A 15,535-nucleotide genomic window follows, 5' to 3' on the forward strand; every position below is an offset into this window, starting at 1 on the left:
ACAACGACATCCATGAAAACAAGGACTTGAAGCGCGTCGCAGGATTCCGTTTCGGGGCGACGCGCTTCAGCCAGCGACCGCGCAAGCCTGCCACAAGCTTGTTGAGGCATTGTCCCAACCACGGAAAACCGACAAAAGGCGGACTTTCTTGGCGATCTCTCCTCCCAGCGACATCGTTATGGATGTTGCCCGAGCCGTCGACCCGACGGATATCGAGGCTGCCCGCGCCGCGCTGACAAAGCGGGCCGGTGGCGCCGCCGGGACGTTTTCGGTCGACACCGCCGCGTCGGTCGACGCCGGCTCGATCCTGTCGCGCGCCACCGCCGACAAGGCGGCCGCGTCAACCGACCCCGCCAAGAAGTTCAAGAAGTTCGAGGCGATGGTGCTGCAGACCTTCATCCAGAACATGCTGCCCAAGGACACCGAAGGCGTCTACGGCAAGGGCCTCGCCGGCGACATGTGGAAATCGCAGCTTGCCGAGCGGGTGGCCGACGTCATGGCCGAGCGCGGCGGCATCGGCATCGCCAAGTCGATGCTTGCCGACCACTATCTCGAAGGCAAACGCGTTGTGCCGGTCGGCCCGGTTTCGGGCGGGCCGGAAAAGACCGAGATCGATCAGCAGAACAGCCTGTCAACCTCGTTGGTTCACGAGTTGCAGCGCAAGGCCGCGCGGTCGATCACCGGGGACGAGACGACGATCAAGACCGACATCAAGATCTAGGGCACGATCCAAAATCGGAACCGGTTTTGCGGAAAGATCATGCTCAAGCACTGAGATAGCGCGTATCCGAGTTCAATCTAACTAGACCAGGATTCTCATGGCCGACTTTTCGGAATTCACCGCCAACCTGCCCGCGCGCACCAGCGCGTCGGAAGCGCCGATCCCGTTCGCGCGGCCTGGCAATCTCGCCGCCATCATCGGCCGCATCGAGGAAGTGGTCGAGGAAGAGACCGCCGGTATCCGCAGCGACACCAGCTATGACCTGAAGGCATCGAACGCCCGCAAGAGCCGCTATCTCTATGAACTGACCCGCGCCATGAAGGGCGGCGGTGAAGCCGAGTTCCTCGAACAGCACCGCGAGGGGCTGACCCGGCTGCGCCAGAAGCTGGCGAAGAACGAGGCGGCGATCCTGGCTCACCTTAGCGCGGTCAACGAGGTCGCCAGCCTGTTGCGGAGCGCCATCCAGCGCTCGGAAGCCGACGGCACCTACTCCGCCGGCGAGTTCGGTTGGGCGAAGGCATGATGCCGGGCCGAAGGACCGCGTCGACGAAAAAACGGTTTTTGCCGACGATCTTGCCGAGGCAAGAAGGCAGTGCTGCGTTCCCATCGCCAAGGAATGACAAGGCCCGATGATCAAGGTCATCGCCATCGCCATCTGGATCTGCGCCGCCACGCTCGGCGCCGTGTTCTATTCGTTCCAGGCGGCGGGCGAAAAAGGCGTCGGCGAAACCCCGAAGCCGATGCTGGGCGGGCTCGACTACGTCAAGACCGATATCATTTCAGTGCCGCTGATCCGCGATTCCAGGATCGACGGTTATTTCCTGACCAAGCTTGTCTACACCGTGGAACCCGACCAGATAAAGAAGCTGTCGATCCCGGCCGAAGCGCTCATTACAGACCAAGTCTATTCCTACCTCTATTCCAATCCGCAGGTCGACTTCACCAAGAAGGAGACGATCGACCTCGATGCCTTCCGAGCCGCGATCCGCGACACCGTCAACAAGCGTGTCGGCGCCACGCTGGTGCATGAGGTCCTGATCGATCAGGTCAACTTCCTGTCGAAGGACGAGATCCGCGACAACTGGCTGCGCCGCAAGAAAAGCGAGACGGCGTCAGAAATGACCAAGCCGTTCAAGGAACATTGAACCGCCCAAAGCCAGAATTCGCGTTGACGTAAACGTCAACCCAAAGCTATATGCGGCAGCGATCAGGATCGCGAAAAACACGGCATGGGGCTTCGGCCGGACCGAAGCGCCGGTGCGCGACAGATGCAACCAGACAAGGAGAACAGCGTGAGCGTTCAGGAGATTGCCGAGAAGATCAAGTCGCGCGTGGCCAGCAGCGGGTTCGACCGTTCCGTGAAGTTCGACACCGGTGGCGACGGCGTCATCGTCATCGACGGCGCTACCATTTCGACCACCGACGCCCCTGCCGATTGCACCATCAAGCTCTCGCTCGACGATCTGGATTCGCTGATATCAGGCGACCTGAACCCGACGATGGCGTTCATGACCGGCAAGATCAAGGTCGAAGGCGACATGACCGTCGCCATGGCGCTCAGCCAGTTGCTGGGCTGACCGATTTCAGACACACAAAACGCCGCCTGACCGGCGGCGTTTTGTTTTGGACGATAGAGCTGCCCCTGAAGCCTCAGGCCGCCGACGTCAGCTCCTGTGCCTTCAGCTTGCGTCCCGCCGCCTTCAGCGTGCCTTGCACACCATCAAGCGCGCCGTCCACAAGCTCCAGCGCCAGCAGGCGGTGCCGCTCATAGGGCCCCGGCATGGCAAGCGAACCGGTCCTGGCAGCCGAGAATCCGAAGCGCCCGTAGTAGGGCTCGTCGCCGACCAGCAGGATCGCAGCGTGGCCGAGCCGAGCCGCCTCGGCGATTGCATGGCGCATCAGCGCCGAGCCGATGCCGGCACTCTTGAGCGATGGGGCGACGGCGAGCGGGCCAAGCAGCAGCGCTGCCGGACCGCCCTCGCCCAGCGTGACATCCCACAGCCGCACCGTGCCGGCCACGGCGCTCGACGCATCGCGCGCGACGAAGGCAAGGCCTTCCGAAGGGCGCCGGCCGCGCCGCAGCTTCTCCGACGATTTTGCCTTGCGCCTCGGTCCCATGGCATCGTCGAGCAAGGCTTCGCGCGCCGCGACGTCGGCAGCGGTTTCGGCAACGATGGCAACAGCGCCGGCCACCTCTCCCCCAACGGAGGAGATCGACCAGTGCGCGGCGCCTTCAACAGTGAAATTTGCAATGTCCATTTCCGCAATCCCTGGCGAGCGGAGATCTGTTCCACAAGCGAGCCCGGGCGGGCGATCTCTTCGCCCGCGCCGGATGATCTGATCGGCTCTTGCGAACTGTCAGATCACGTAGGATCGGAGAGGCTCGAAGCCATTGAAGGCGACCGCCGAATAGGTGGTCGTGTAGGCACCGGTGCCTTCGATCAGCACCTCGTCGCCGATGGTCAGCGACAACGGCAGCGGATAAGGCGTCTTCTCGTACATCACGTCGGCCGAATCGCAGGTCGGGCCGGCGAGCACGCAAGGCGCGGTCTCCGTGCCATCATGGCGGGTGACCAAGGGATAGCGGATCGCCTCGTCCATCGTCTCTGCCAGGCCGCCGAACTTACCGATGTCGAGGAACACCCAGCGCACATTGTCGTTGTCGGCCTTCTTCGAGATCAGCACGACTTCCGACTTGATGACGCCGGCGTTCCCCACCATGCCACGGCCCGGCTCGATGATGGTTTCCGGAATGGCATTGCCGAAATGCTTGCGCAGCGCCGAAAAGATCGCCTGGCCATAGGCCTGGGCGGCCGGCACGTCACGCAGATAGCGCGTCGGGAACCCGCCACCCATGTTGACCATCTTGAGCACAATGCCTTCCTCGGCGAGCGTCGTGAACACCGCCTTGGCGTCGGCGAGCGCACGATCCCAGGCGGTCAGGTCGGTCTGTTGCGAGCCGACATGGAACGACACGCCATAGGCGTCGAGGCCGAGCCCCTTGGCATGGCGCAGCACGTCGACGGCCATCGCCGGCACGCAGCCGAACTTGCGCGACAGCGGCCACTCGGCGCCTTCGCCATCGGTCAGCACGCGGCAGAACACGCGCGCGCCGGGAGCGACGCGGGCGATCTTCTCGACCTCTTCGACGCAATCGACCGCGAACAGCTTGATACCGAGCTGGTAGGCGCGCGCGATGTCACGCTCCTTCTTGATGGTGTTGCCGAAGGAAATGCGGTCCGCCGGCGCACCGGCGTCCATGGCCATCTCGACTTCGGCAACGGAAGCGGTGTCGAAGGACGAGCCCATCGCAGCAAGCAGGCGCAGGATTTCCGGCGCCGGGTTTGCTTTCACCGCATAGTAGATCTTCGAATCAGGGAGCGCCTTCTCGAAGGCGCGGAAATTGTCGCGCACGACATCGAGGTCGACCACGAGGCAGGGGCCGGTCGGACGTCGGGTGGCGAGGAAGTCAAGGATGCGCTGGGTAGCCATCGGGTCTCTCCATCAGCGCCTTTCGGCGCGCACAAAGGCTGCGGGACGCGGGCCCTCGGCCTCGCGAACACGCGGTGGACAAAGGCGGGACGGAAATCCATGGAACCAGCCGGTGGAGACCCCGGAACCATGAAACGCCGTCTCGCGGCGGTGAACCTTGGCCTTGCCCGGCCTCGGTTCGCTTTGTCTGCCTTGGCTTGGATTGGGAGACCCCGTTCCGCACTGCCGGCAATGAAGGTGTGCCTCTTCAGTAACCCCGGTCTTTGGACAACCGGCAGAACACCAGAAAGGCCCGCACCGTCGTTGCTTCAAGGTGTCCTCGGTCTGGCGGTTGGCCGCTAAACCGACTGGAGGGGTTGGCTCCAGTTACCTTACCGATTTCCCTCACCATTCGAGGATCGGCGGACACCCACAGGCACGTGCGACTTTGGGCAAGCGCGATATAAGAGCGAAGCGTTTCACAATCAATAAAAATCGCATCCAAGGTTGTAAAATTTCCGGCATCGAACAATGTTGCGACAACCGTATCCGGATAACGAACGATGACAGGCACGCACGGTCCTCTCAATGCCTTTCTCGATCTTCCCCAGATGCCGGTGGCACATGCCGAGATCGGACCGCTTGCCGGCCTGCGGCTGGCCGTCAAGGACATCTACGACGTTGCCGGTTACCGCACTGGCTGTGGCAATTTACGGAAATTCGCTGAAAGCAATGCCGCCTCGCGCACCGCACCCGCCGTGCAGATGATTCTCGATGCCGGCGCGCGCTTCGTCGGCAAGACCCAGACCGACGAGCTTGCCTTCGCGCTGTTCGGCCAGAATGCGCACTTTTCGTTTCCGGTGAACCCGGCAGCGCCCGACCGCGTCACCGGCGGCTCATCGTCGGGATCGGCGGTTGCGGTGGCGGGCAGGCTGGCCGACATCGCGACCGGCTCCGACACCGGCGGCTCGATCCGCGCGCCGGCGAGCTTCTGCGGACTGATTGGCCTGCGCACCACGCATGGACGCATCCCACTCGACGGCGCCATGCAGCTGGCGCCTAGCTTCGACACGTTCGGCTGGTTCGCCGACGACATCGAGACCTACGAGACGGTCGGCAAGCTGCTGCTTGGCCGCGACCCGCACCACCACCCGTTGGACCGCCCGCTGTCGCTGGACTGGCTGGACGATCTGGTCGCCCGCCCGGTGGTTGCCGAATATGCTGACATGAAGGCGCTGGCGAGCGCGGTTTTCGGCGCGCCGGCGGCGCTGGAAACGCCCTTCGCCTCGTCTCCGGATGAACTCTACTGGTGCTTTCGCCGGCTGCAGGCAAAGGAGGCCTGGGCGGTGCACGGCGAATGGATCACCAGTGGCGAGCGCGACCTCGGCCCCGGCGTCGAGGAACGTTTCGGCTTTGGCCGTGCCGTCGACGACCGAACGGCGCAGGCCGAGACGGTGCGCCGGCTGACCTTTCGCGGCGAACTGGCCGCCCTGCTCGGCAAGGACGGCTTCCTTGTCCTGCCCACGGTTCCGGGCCCGGCGCCGTATGTGGACAGCACGCCGGAGCAATTCCAGGCCTATCGCGAGCGGGCGCTGCGGCTTCTGTGCCTGGCCGGGCTGTCCGGCTTTCCGCAAATCACCTTGCCCATCGGCTCGGCCGCCGGCGCGCCGTTCGGCCTGTCGCTGCTTGGCCCTTCCGGCAGCGACATTGCCCTGATACGGCTCGGCCGGAAACTTCTCGACGCGGCACGAAAGGCCTGACCATGGACACACTGACCCGCATGCGTGCCTTCATCGACGTGGTCGAGGCCGAGGGCTTTTCGGCGGCGGCGCGCAAGATCGGCCGCTCCAAGGCGCTGCTGTCGAAATATGTGCGCGAACTGGAGGACGAACTCGGCGCGCTGCTGCTCAACCGCACCACCCGCCAGTTCTCGATGACCGAGGCCGGCCACACCTACTACCGGCGCGCCTCGGAGATCGTGCGCGAGGTCGACAGCCTGGCCGATGCCGTGCGCGAATCCTCCGGCGACGTGCGCGGCCGGATCAAGCTGTCGGCGCCGCGCACCTTCGCCGACGCGCCGATCGGCCAGTCGCTGATCGACTTCGCCAAGCAGCATCCCGACATCGTGCTCGACATCCAGCTCGACGACCGTTTCGTCGATCTAGTCGAGGAGGGCTTCGACCTGGCGGTGCGCATCTCGCGGCTGGAGAACTCGTCGCTGATCGCCAGGCGCCTGGCGCCGTTTTCGATAAAGCTGTGCGCCTCCCCCGAGCTGATCGCAAAGCACGGCACGCCGACACGGCCGCAGGACCTTGGCCGCATGCCATGCATCATCGACACCAATGGCCGAGGCCTGAACAACTGGCCGTTCAAGGGCGACAATGGCGACCCGATAAGCGTTTCGGTGTCGGGCCCGATCGAAGTCAACAGCCCGATGACGGCGCGCGCGGCGGCGGTGGCGGGGTTGGGATTTTCCGTCCTGCCGGACTTCATCGCCGCGCCCGACATCGAGAGCGGCCGGCTGGTGACGGTGCTGGATGACCGCATCCTGTCCGGCGGCGGCATTTTCGCCGTCTACCCGCATCGCCGCTATCTGCCAGCGAAGGTCCGCGTCTTCGTCGATTTCCTGGTGCAGTGGTTCAGGACGCGCGAGGCTGCCTGACCAGGCTCAGCCGCCAAAGCGCGTTGCGCCGCGACACGCTTTGGCGCTTTTCTTGTGCGTCGATGTTCCCCAAGCCGCCACGCCATCTGGGTGACAAGCACCAGCGGTCCCAATTTCGCCCCCTTTCTGGTAACTCTCGACATCTCTCCGAGGCCTATGGAATCGCGACCGAGAATGCATCTTAAACGGCACGCAATCATGCTGGCTTCGGCCTTGGCGGCGACCTTTGCCGCCGTCGGACCGGCTGAGGTGCATCCGCACGTCTTCGCCGAGGCCCGCCTCGACGTGATCCTCTCCCCGGATCACCAAAGTGTGAAGGCGCTGCGTCATCTCTGGCGCTTCGACGATCTGTTCTCCAGCACTGTGATGATGGAGTTCGACAAGAACTCCGACCTCAAGCTCGACGACAACGAACTGAAGGAGGTCGCCGACACCGTCCACGCCTCGCTGGCCGAGTTCAACTACTTCCAGCTCGTCACCGTCGACGGCAAGGACGTGGCGATGACGCCGCCACCGCATTTGATGGCGAATTTCGACAACGACCAGCTGATCATCCTGTTCGAATCCGAACCGAAGGTACCGATCAAGCTGGCCGGCAAGATCGACATCGGCGTCTACGATCCGACCTTCTACACCGCGATCGACTTCACCGAGGACTCCAACATAACGGTTGAAGGCTTGCCGTCGAATTGCACCAGCAAGGTCGTTCGGCCGGACCCGGATGAAGCCATCAAGGAAAACCAGAAGACCCTGACGGACGCCTTCTTCAACGATCCGACAGGCACCGACATGAGCAAGATCTTCGCCACCAAGCTTGAACTAAACTGTCAGCCAGAAGGATGAACCCGGTGACGAAACCGTCCCTGCGTTTGGCATTCGGCCTGTTGGCCCTCACCTTCGCCATGATGCATTTTGCCAACGTCGCCCATGCCCAGAGTTCGCTCGGCATCGGCGTCAATGACGGCATGGCGCCCACCACAGGCCCGTTCGCCCACATCCTGATGTGGATCAATCTCAGGCAGCAGGAATTCTATCGCGCGCTGGCGACGGCGATGAAGGCGATGCGCCAGGACGGCAGCAAACTTTGGCTGCTCATCGGCCTGTCCTTCGCCTACGGCATCTTCCATGCCGCCGGTCCCGGTCACGGCAAGGCGGTGATCTCGTCCTACATGGTGGCCAATGAAGTGGCGCTGCGGCGCGGCATCCTGTTGTCCTTCGTCTCGGCGCTGCTGCAGGGCCTGACCGCGGTCGCGGTGATGGCGGTCGCCTATTTCGTCCTGCGCGGCACCGCCGTCTCGATGACCGACGCGGCCTGGTTCATGGAGATCATGAGCTTTGTCTTCGTCACCCTCTTCGGCGCCTGGCTGCTGTGGCGCAAGCTAGGCCCCTTCGTCCTGCGCCTGTTTGGCAGAGGCCCCGCCTACAGCCTGTCGGCGGCCCACGCCGCTCATTCCCATGGCGGCCACTCGCACGCCGGTCATTTGCATGCCGCTCACGGCCATTCGGCGCACGCTCATTCGCACGCCCTGCACGTTCATGACGATCACGATCATGCGCACGGCCATTCGCACGACCATCACGACCACGGTCATGGCGCACACGATCATGCTCATCACGATCACGCGCCGGGCGAGGTCTGCGACACCTGCGGCCATTCGCATGCGCCCGATCCGGCACTCCTGTCGGGCGATCGCTTCGACTGGCGCACGGCATGGTCGGCGGTGGCGGCGGTCGGCATCCGCCCCTGCTCCGGCGCGCTGATCGTGCTGAGCTTCGCTCTTCTCAACGGTCTCTGGCTCGGCGGCCTGCTGTCGGTGCTCGCGATGTCGCTCGGAACCGCCATCACCGTCTCGGCGCTGGCCACGCTGGCAGTGACCGCCAAGAACTGGGCGGTGTATTTCGCCGGCGACGGTCGCATGGGCAACCGCATCCATTCGATCGTCGAGATCGGCGGCGCGGCCTTCGTGTTCCTGTTCGGGCTGCTGCTTTTGTCGGCGAGCCTGACGGGCAGCGTTTAGGTCTGTCCCATCCCGTTGGAACGGGATAGGTCCTAACCGGGAATCTTGCCGCCCAGTTCATCCTCGATATGCGCACGGATGATCTCGTCGAAGTTCTTCTCGGCGCTGAAGCCCAGTTCCCTTGACCGCCGCGCCTCGAATCGTGTCGGCCACCCCTTGACGATCGCCCAGATCGTTTCGTCCGGCTCCTCGCGGATCAGTTTCACCGCCTTGGCGCCGGCGATGCGCTCCAGCGCCTCGATCTGTTCGCCGACGCTGACGGCAACGCCGGGCATCGTCAGGTTGCGACGCGGTCCGACGGCGGCGCCGTCGATCTGAGCCGCATGGATCAGGAAATTCACCGCCGAACGCGGGCTGGCGTGGGTGTGCACGACGGAGCGCGGCACCGGCAGGATCGCCTCCTGACCGTTCAGCGGCTCGCGGATGATGCCGGAGAAGAACCCCGAAGCCGCCTTGTTCGGTTTGCCGGGCCGCACGCAGATCGTCGGCAGCCGGATGCCGATGCCGTCGAAGAAACCGCGCCTGGAATAGTCGGCAAGCAGCGCCTCGCTCATCTGTTTCTGCGTGCCGTAGGAGGTCAGCGGCGTCGGATGGAAGTCATCGGGTATGACGTCCGGAAACGGCGCGCCGAACACCGCGATCGACGAGGTGAAGACGACGCGCGGCGCAAAGCCGGCCAGGCGAATGGCGTCGAACAGCGCCCGTGTGCCGTCGAGATTGACGCGGTAGCCGAGATCGAAATTGGCTTCCGCCTCGCCGGACACGATGCCGGCGAGATGAAAGACGACATCGGGTCGCGATGCGACCAGGCTTTCGGTGGCACCCGCCACGGCGAGATCGCCCGTGTGAACAGCGACGCTGACGCCGTCCATGATTGGCGCCTGCGGCGGCACGATGTCGTGCAGGTCGAGCGCGGTGATCTTGCGGCCGCGCAGCGTGCCGTCCTTGGCCAGCCGGGCAATGAGCTTGCGGCCGACCATTCCCGCGGCGCCAGTGATCAGAATGCGCATGTCAAAGACCTCTACTTACCTTGGTTTTTGCGCTGGTTGCGGGCCCGCAGCCAGAACACCGAGAAAAATGCCAGAACGAAGACAATGCCAAAGGCACCGGCCAGCACGGTCGAGAGGCTGCCCAGTGCCAACATCACGGTCGGCAGATAGAAGGCCGCGATGCCGAACAGAAGCATGATCCACACCGCCGCGATGGCGGCATTGCGCGTGTCGCGATCCATCATGCTGCACCCGGGCAGCGGTCATTCGTCGAGCTGGCTTTCAAGGCTTTGGGACTCCTGAGGCAGCACCAATCGACATCAATCGATCGGCCCTAGTGATAATGGCTATGATGCGGCGCTGCATGGTGCCCGTGATCATGATCGTGGTCGTCGCCATTGTCGGCGCACTGGCCGAATTCCGGTTCCACGGTGGCATGGCTGATGCCGTGCTCGCTGGCAAGCCGCTTCTTGACGGCGCTGACCACCTGATAGGCATCGACGCCCGCGCCAAGGCAGGCATGCAGCGTCGCCATGTTGCTTGTTCCGTCGAGTGACCAGACATGCATGTGATGCACTTCCCGCACGCCCGGGACCGTCGTTTCCAGGTCCCTTGCGATCAGGTCCCGGTCGAGGGTCGGCGGCACGCCCTCGAGCAGCACATGTGCGGCTTCGCGCATCAGCGACCACGCCGTGTACAGGATCAGCAGCGAGACCAGGACCGACAGGATCGGGTCGATCGGCGTCCAGCCCGTGGCCAGGATGACCAGCGCGGCAACGATCGCGGCGGCCGAACCGAGCAGGTCACCGAGGACATGCAGGATGGCGCCGCGCATATTCAGGCTTTCGCGGTCGCCGCCATGCAGCACGAAGAAGCAACCGATATTCACCACGAGGCCGAGGATCGCCACCACCAGCATCGGCCCGCCCAGCACCGGCACCGGCGCCTGCAGGCGCCCCCATGCCTCGTAGACGATCCACAGCGCGATGACGAAGATGGCGATGCCGTTGGTGTAGGCCACCAGTGTCTTGACCCGCCCGAAGCCATAGGTGAGACGGCCGGTCGCCGGGCGCCCAGCAAGATGAAACGCATACCAGGCAAGGCCGAGCGCGATCGAATCGGCAAGCATGTGGCCGGCATCGGCCAGCAGCGCCAGCGACCCGGTGAAGAGTCCACCGAGCGCTTCGGCGATCATGAAGCCACCGGTCAGGCAGGCCGCGATCAGGACGCGTTTCTTGTCGGTCGAGCCATGCACATGGCCGGCCCCATGATCGTGCCGAGTGTGATCGTGCCCGCTATGATCGTGGCTATGCGCCAATGACGAACTCCCGTTACGCGTCGAATTCAGCTCACGCGCCGAACTCCGCGCGAAAATCCTCAAGCCGTCGCTTCTGGTGGCCGTCACCATCGAAGTTGGCCGGATCGAGCCACGCTTCATAGGCTCTGCTCAGGCCCGGCCACTCCTTGTCGATGATCGAATACCACGCGGTATCGCGGTTTTCACCCTTGACGATGAGGTGCTGCCGGAAAATGCCTTCGAACTTGAAGCCGAACCGTTCCGCTGCCCGCTTCGATGGCTCGTTGCGGTTGTTGCACTTCCATTCGTAACGGCGATAGCCGAGCTCGTCGAAGACGTATTTCATGAACAGGTACTGCGCTTCCGTCGCCGCTGGCTTGCGCGAGATGAGCGGCCCCCAATAGATGTTGCCGATCTCGATGACGCCATAGGCCGGATCGATGCGCATCAGCGTCTGGCGTCCGGCGACCTTGCCGCTGGCCTTGTCGATGACGGCAAAGAACAGCGGATCCTCGCTGGCTTCCACTCTGTCCAGCCATGGCTGGAAGGCGACGCGGGTTTCCGGCGGATAGTCGGGCAGCCAGGCGAAGCGGCCGTCGACGTCGGATACGGAGGAGGCCTCATAGAGACCGTCGCCATGTTTTGCGGCGCTCAGCGGTTCGAGCCGGACGTACCGGCCGTCGATGGTCTTGCGCGCGGGACGCGGGCGCGGCTGCCAATCTTTGAGATTTTCCGACACCGAAAGCTCCAATCCGTTTGACATTTGCCCGCCGAAGCTCACAAAAACGCACGCCAACAGTAAGAACCACACGGACGGGAAAAATGCTCCACACGATTTCGGCCTTCGACCGTCTCGGCGAGGAAAACGCCTTTGCCGTGCTGGCGCGGGCGACGGCACTCGCGAGCCAAGGCCGCGACATCGTCAATCTCGGCATCGGCCAGCCGGACTTCAAGACGCCGCAGCATATCGTCGAGGCCGCCATCAAGGCGCTGCGCGACGGCCACCACGGCTATACGCCGGCCAACGGCCTGCTGGCGACACGCGAGGCGGTGGTGCGCCGCACGCTGACCACCACCGGCGTCGAGGTCTCGCCCGAAGCGGTGATGATCTTGCCCGGCGGCAAGCCGACCATGTTCGCCGCCATCCTGATGTTCGGTGAGCCGGGCGCCGAGATCCTCTATCCCGACCCCGGCTTTCCCATCTACCGCTCGATGATCGAGTTCACTGGTGCCGCCCCGATCCCGGTGCCGATGCGCGAGGAGAACGGCTTTGCCTTCTCGGCCGAGGAGACGCTGGCGCTGATCACGTCGAAGACCAGGCTCCTGATCCTCAACTCGCCGGCCAATCCGACCGGCGGCGTTACGCCACGCGCCGAGATCGAGAAGCTGGTCAAGGGGCTGGAGAAGCACCCCGACGTCGCCATCCTCTCCGACGAGATCTACGACGTCATGACCTATGACGGCGAGACGCACTGCTCGCTGCTTGGCTTTCCCGAGATCCGCGACCGGCTGATCGTGCTCAACGGCTGGTCCAAGACCTGGGCGATGACCGGCTGGCGCATGGGCTGGTCGATCTGGCCGAATGGCGACAAGGGCGCCCATCTCTACGACAAGGTGCGCAAGCTGGCGGTCAATTGCTGGTCCTGCGTCAACGCGCCGAGCCAGTTGGCCGGTATCGCCGCAATAGATGGCCCGCAGGACGATGTCGAAAAGATGATGCGCGCCTTCGACCGCCGCCGGAAGGTCGTGGTCGAGGGGCTGAATGCCTTGCCCAACATCTCCTGCATCACCCCGAAGGGCGCGTTCTATGCCTTCCCCAATGTCTCGAAGACCGGCTGGAAGGCGAAGAAGCTCGCCTCTGCCCTGCTTGACGATGCCGGCGTGGCGCTGATCGGCGGTCCCGATTTCGGCATCCTCGGCGAAGGCTATGTCAGGCTCTCCTACGCCAACTCCGAGGAGAACATCCTGCGCGCGCTGGACCGGATCGGGGCGTTCCTCGCAAAGTAAGGCCCAGCCTCCGCCTCGCGAGCCCATGAGGTTTCGGCCGGCTGCCATGGCGGTGTCATGAGCCGTCCGGAGTCGAGCAATCGAGACTGGGCGTGCATAACCAGAACGGTTACGGTCCTCGAATAAGGATCGAAGTGGGGTGCCCCGGATGTTCTATGCAATCCTTGCCTATCACGTGGAAGATGCGATCAAGGCGCTGACGCCGCAGGAAGATGCGGCCCTGATGGCCGACCTGCTGAAGATCAACACCCGGCTTCATGAGGCAGGCACGCTTGGACCGTCCGCACGCCTGGGCGCGACCCAGGATGCCTGCACCCTGCGCGGTCCGGGCGACGGCATGATCATCGACGGCCCTTTCGCCGAGACCAAGGAACAGTTGCTCGGCCTCTATGTCGTCGATTGCGCCACGAGAGACGACGCCATCGCGATCGCCCGCGACCTTCGCCGCGTCAATCCGACCGCCGTTTACGAGATCAGGCCCATTCTGCTCTTCAAACCCGGAGTGCCGCTGGCGGGCAAATGAGCCGGCGGCGAAAGCCCAGCCGGTGCCCGCTGCTCACCCACGCCCGACGAACGGCATCTTGGTCGCCATCACCGTCATGAACAGCACATTGGCGTCCAGCGGCAGGCTGGCCATGTGGACGACGGCGTCGGCGACGCGCTGAACGTCCATCACCGCTTCGGCGGCGATGGAGCCGTTGGCTTGCGGTACGCCGACCGTCATCGGCTGCGCCATGTCGGTCAGGGCGTTGCCGATGTCGATCTGGCCGCAGGCGATATCATAGGGCCGGCCGTCGAGCGCCAGCGTCTTGGTCAGCCCGGTGATGGCATGCTTGGTCGCCGTATAGGGTACCGAGCCCGGGCGCGGCGCGTAGGCCGACACCGAGCCATTGTTGATGATGCGGCCACCCATCGGCCGCTGCTTGCGCATGGCGCCGAAGGCGGCGCGGGCGCACAGGAACGAACCGGTGAGATTGACGCCGACGATATCGTTCCACACCTCGACCGGGATCTCGTCGATCAGCGTCGATTTGTAGCCCATGCCGGCATTGTTGAAGAGCAGGTCGACACGGCCGAAGGCCTCCACCACCGTCTCGAACAGATCATCGACCTCGCCGGCCTTGCTGATGTCGCAGGCAACCGCCAAGGCTTTGGCGTCCGTGGGACCGGCCTCGACGATCGCGGCATCCAGCACGGCTTTGCGGCGCCCACAGAACACCGTGTTCCAGCCGGCCTCGAGCAGCGCCGTGGCGACGCTCTTGCCGATGCCGGTGCCGGCGCCGGTGACGATGGCGGTTCGTTGCTCGGTCATGGCTGTCCTCCTGGTGCTCAAAAGTGCGCAGCGTTTTTGGGACAACGACACGCATAAAACAAGGTGCCGCGCTTCCTCGCCTGATTTTCAGGGTTTGGCGCGGAGGCTTTGCACATAACGGCAAGCGAGACCACCAGCAGGCCCCGACAAAAAGGGCGGTCATTGGCGACCGCCCTGATCTGAACCGGGCTTGGGAGGAGGAAAGCCGGTCCGACTGCATAGAATCATGCGCTTCCTGAGTTAACGAAAGGTTAACGCCGGGAAGGCGACCTGTGCCGATTTGGACTACCAGCGCGGATTGGGTGAGGTCCCGGCCTTTGTTGCCGGCACCTTGGCCGCCGACACCGTCGCCTCGACATGATCGACCAGCGCGTCCGGCAGGCCAAGCCGGCCGGCAAGCAGGTCGAGATAACCGCGCTCGGCGCGTGTGTCGGGATCGACGGTGAGGCGCGACGCGGTGTAGAGTTCGAGCTTCTGCGCATCGGTCTTGGCGCCGGCCACCAGCGTGTCGAGATCGAGCGGGCTCTCCAGTTCCGCCATCAGGAATTTTTCGGCATCGGTACCGATCCCCGAGAGGCTCAGCTTGCCAGCGATCTTCTGGCGTTCGGCATCGTCGATATGGCCGTCGGCCTTCGCGGCCGAGATCATCGCGCGGATCAGGGTCAGCGTGAATTCGTCCTCGCCTTGCGGCGCCTGCGACGGGTGGAAGGCGGTGTCCTCGGGAGGGGGCAGCAATTCCGGTTCGCCGGCTGCCGGCGCTTCGGCGGGCGCGTTGCCGGCCTTGTAATTCTGGTACGCCTTGTAGGCGAGGCCACCGATCGCGGCCAGTCCACCAAGCTTCACCGCGGCGCCCGTCACCTCGCGACCGGCACCCGTTCCGAGCAGCACGGCAGCGAGTGCGCCGGCGGCCAGCGGATTGTCCTTGGCCATCTGTACGGCTTGCCCAGCCTTGTCGCGGACGGTGCCGCTGGTGCCGGGAATTTGCGAGCCGAGCAGATCGTCGAGAAGCTTCTTGGGATCGAACATCAACGCCTCCAGGATTTGCCCGGCCGAACGGG

18 protein-coding genes are annotated in these 15,535 nt (G+C 64.2%); 10 read left to right on the plus strand and 8 right to left on the minus strand.

Going from position 1 to position 15,535, the window contains the following annotated elements:
• Positions 1 to 178: 178 nt before the first annotated feature.
• The 4 genes from BLS48_RS11865 to BLS48_RS11880 all read left to right on the plus strand — a co-directional run bounded on the left by BLS48_RS11865 (position 179) and on the right by BLS48_RS11880 (position 2,298).
• Complete coding sequence (locus BLS48_RS11865) at positions 179 to 721, plus strand: rod-binding protein (protein ID WP_091577808.1); 543 nt, start codon at positions 179 to 181, stop codon at positions 719 to 721.
• A gap of 97 nt (positions 722 to 818) precedes the next feature.
• A complete protein-coding gene (locus BLS48_RS11870; RefSeq protein ID WP_091577809.1) occupies positions 819 to 1,244 on the plus strand; it encodes a hypothetical protein in 426 nt (141 codons plus the stop codon).
• Between the two features lie 106 nt (positions 1,245 to 1,350).
• Positions 1,351 to 1,866, plus strand: a complete 516-nt coding sequence (locus BLS48_RS11875; protein WP_091577810.1) for a hypothetical protein — start codon at positions 1,351 to 1,353, stop codon at positions 1,864 to 1,866.
• A 147-nt stretch (positions 1,867 to 2,013) separates the two neighbouring features.
• Positions 2,014 to 2,298, plus strand: a complete 285-nt coding sequence (locus tag BLS48_RS11880; protein WP_091578059.1) for an SCP2 sterol-binding domain-containing protein — start codon at positions 2,014 to 2,016, stop codon at positions 2,296 to 2,298.
• A 73-nt stretch (positions 2,299 to 2,371) separates the two neighbouring features.
• Here BLS48_RS11880 and BLS48_RS11885 read toward each other — a convergent pair whose 3' ends face one another.
• Entirely contained in the window at positions 2,372 to 2,980 is a 609-nt protein-coding gene (locus BLS48_RS11885; protein WP_244529565.1) for a GNAT family N-acetyltransferase, read from the minus strand.
• A 99-nt stretch (positions 2,981 to 3,079) separates the two neighbouring features.
• Positions 3,080 to 4,213 carry an ornithine/lysine decarboxylase gene (odc2, locus tag BLS48_RS11890; RefSeq protein ID WP_091577811.1) on the minus strand — a complete coding sequence of 378 codons (1,134 nt, stop codon included), beginning with the start codon at positions 4,211 to 4,213 and terminating at the stop codon, positions 3,080 to 3,082.
• Positions 4,214 to 4,755: 542 nt separating this feature from the next.
• Here odc2 and BLS48_RS11895 point away from each other — a divergent pair.
• From BLS48_RS11895 to BLS48_RS11910, 4 genes are all read left to right on the plus strand, one after another.
• Positions 4,756 to 5,952 (plus strand): amidase, encoded by a 1,197-nt coding sequence (locus BLS48_RS11895; protein WP_091577812.1) that lies wholly within the window; start codon positions 4,756 to 4,758, stop codon positions 5,950 to 5,952.
• Positions 5,953 to 5,954: 2 nt separating this feature from the next.
• Positions 5,955 to 6,854 (plus strand): LysR family transcriptional regulator, encoded by a 900-nt coding sequence (locus tag BLS48_RS11900; protein ID WP_091577813.1) that lies wholly within the window; start codon positions 5,955 to 5,957, stop codon positions 6,852 to 6,854.
• 174 nt (positions 6,855 to 7,028) lie between these two features.
• Positions 7,029 to 7,697: a DUF1007 family protein gene (locus BLS48_RS11905; RefSeq protein WP_091577814.1), complete on the plus strand. Its 669-nt coding sequence runs from the start codon at positions 7,029 to 7,031 to the stop codon at positions 7,695 to 7,697.
• The gene (locus BLS48_RS11910; RefSeq protein WP_091577815.1) at positions 7,694 to 8,872 is read left to right on the plus strand and encodes a nickel/cobalt transporter; all 1,179 of its coding nucleotides are present in this window, start codon (positions 7,694 to 7,696) and stop codon (positions 8,870 to 8,872) included. Before BLS48_RS11905 ends, BLS48_RS11910 begins: the two co-directional genes overlap by 4 nt.
• Before the next feature lie 32 nt (positions 8,873 to 8,904).
• On the opposite strand, the gene denD is transcribed toward BLS48_RS11910, so the two are convergent.
• The 4 genes from denD to BLS48_RS11930 form a co-directional block, all read right to left on the minus strand.
• The gene (gene denD / locus BLS48_RS11915; RefSeq protein ID WP_091577816.1) at positions 8,905 to 9,882 is read right to left on the minus strand and encodes a D-erythronate dehydrogenase; all 978 of its coding nucleotides are present in this window, start codon (positions 9,880 to 9,882) and stop codon (positions 8,905 to 8,907) included.
• 11 nt (positions 9,883 to 9,893) lie between these two features.
• Entirely contained in the window at positions 9,894 to 10,106 is a 213-nt protein-coding gene (locus tag BLS48_RS11920; RefSeq protein WP_091577817.1) for a hypothetical protein, read from the minus strand.
• 89 nt (positions 10,107 to 10,195) lie between these two features.
• A complete protein-coding gene (locus tag BLS48_RS11925; protein WP_091577818.1) occupies positions 10,196 to 11,179 on the minus strand; it encodes a cation diffusion facilitator family transporter in 984 nt (327 codons plus the stop codon).
• Positions 11,180 to 11,210: 31 nt separating this feature from the next.
• Positions 11,211 to 11,897, minus strand: a complete 687-nt coding sequence (locus BLS48_RS11930) for a GNAT family N-acetyltransferase (RefSeq protein ID WP_091578062.1) — start codon at positions 11,895 to 11,897, stop codon at positions 11,211 to 11,213.
• Between the two features lie 83 nt (positions 11,898 to 11,980).
• Between BLS48_RS11930 and BLS48_RS11935 the strand changes: the two genes are divergently transcribed.
• Together BLS48_RS11935 and BLS48_RS11940 are read left to right on the plus strand one after the other, a co-directional pair.
• Positions 11,981 to 13,165 carry a pyridoxal phosphate-dependent aminotransferase gene (locus tag BLS48_RS11935; protein WP_091577819.1) on the plus strand — a complete coding sequence of 395 codons (1,185 nt, stop codon included), beginning with the start codon at positions 11,981 to 11,983 and terminating at the stop codon, positions 13,163 to 13,165.
• Between the two features lie 148 nt (positions 13,166 to 13,313).
• Positions 13,314 to 13,688, plus strand: a complete 375-nt coding sequence (locus BLS48_RS11940; protein WP_091577820.1) for a YciI family protein — start codon at positions 13,314 to 13,316, stop codon at positions 13,686 to 13,688.
• A 33-nt stretch (positions 13,689 to 13,721) separates the two neighbouring features.
• Here the strand turns inward: BLS48_RS11940 and BLS48_RS11945 are convergent, their stop codons facing one another.
• Both BLS48_RS11945 and BLS48_RS11950 read right to left on the minus strand, forming a co-directional pair.
• Positions 13,722 to 14,477 carry an SDR family oxidoreductase gene (locus tag BLS48_RS11945; RefSeq protein ID WP_091577821.1) on the minus strand — a complete coding sequence of 252 codons (756 nt, stop codon included), beginning with the start codon at positions 14,475 to 14,477 and terminating at the stop codon, positions 13,722 to 13,724.
• A gap of 285 nt (positions 14,478 to 14,762) precedes the next feature.
• Complete coding sequence (locus tag BLS48_RS11950; RefSeq protein WP_091577822.1) at positions 14,763 to 15,503, minus strand: tellurite resistance TerB family protein; 741 nt, start codon at positions 15,501 to 15,503, stop codon at positions 14,763 to 14,765.
• Between the last annotated feature and the right edge of the window lie 32 nt (positions 15,504 to 15,535).

The organism is Mesorhizobium qingshengii (genome assembly GCF_900103325.1).
Classification (GTDB): Bacteria; Pseudomonadota; Alphaproteobacteria; order Rhizobiales; family Rhizobiaceae; genus Mesorhizobium; species Mesorhizobium qingshengii.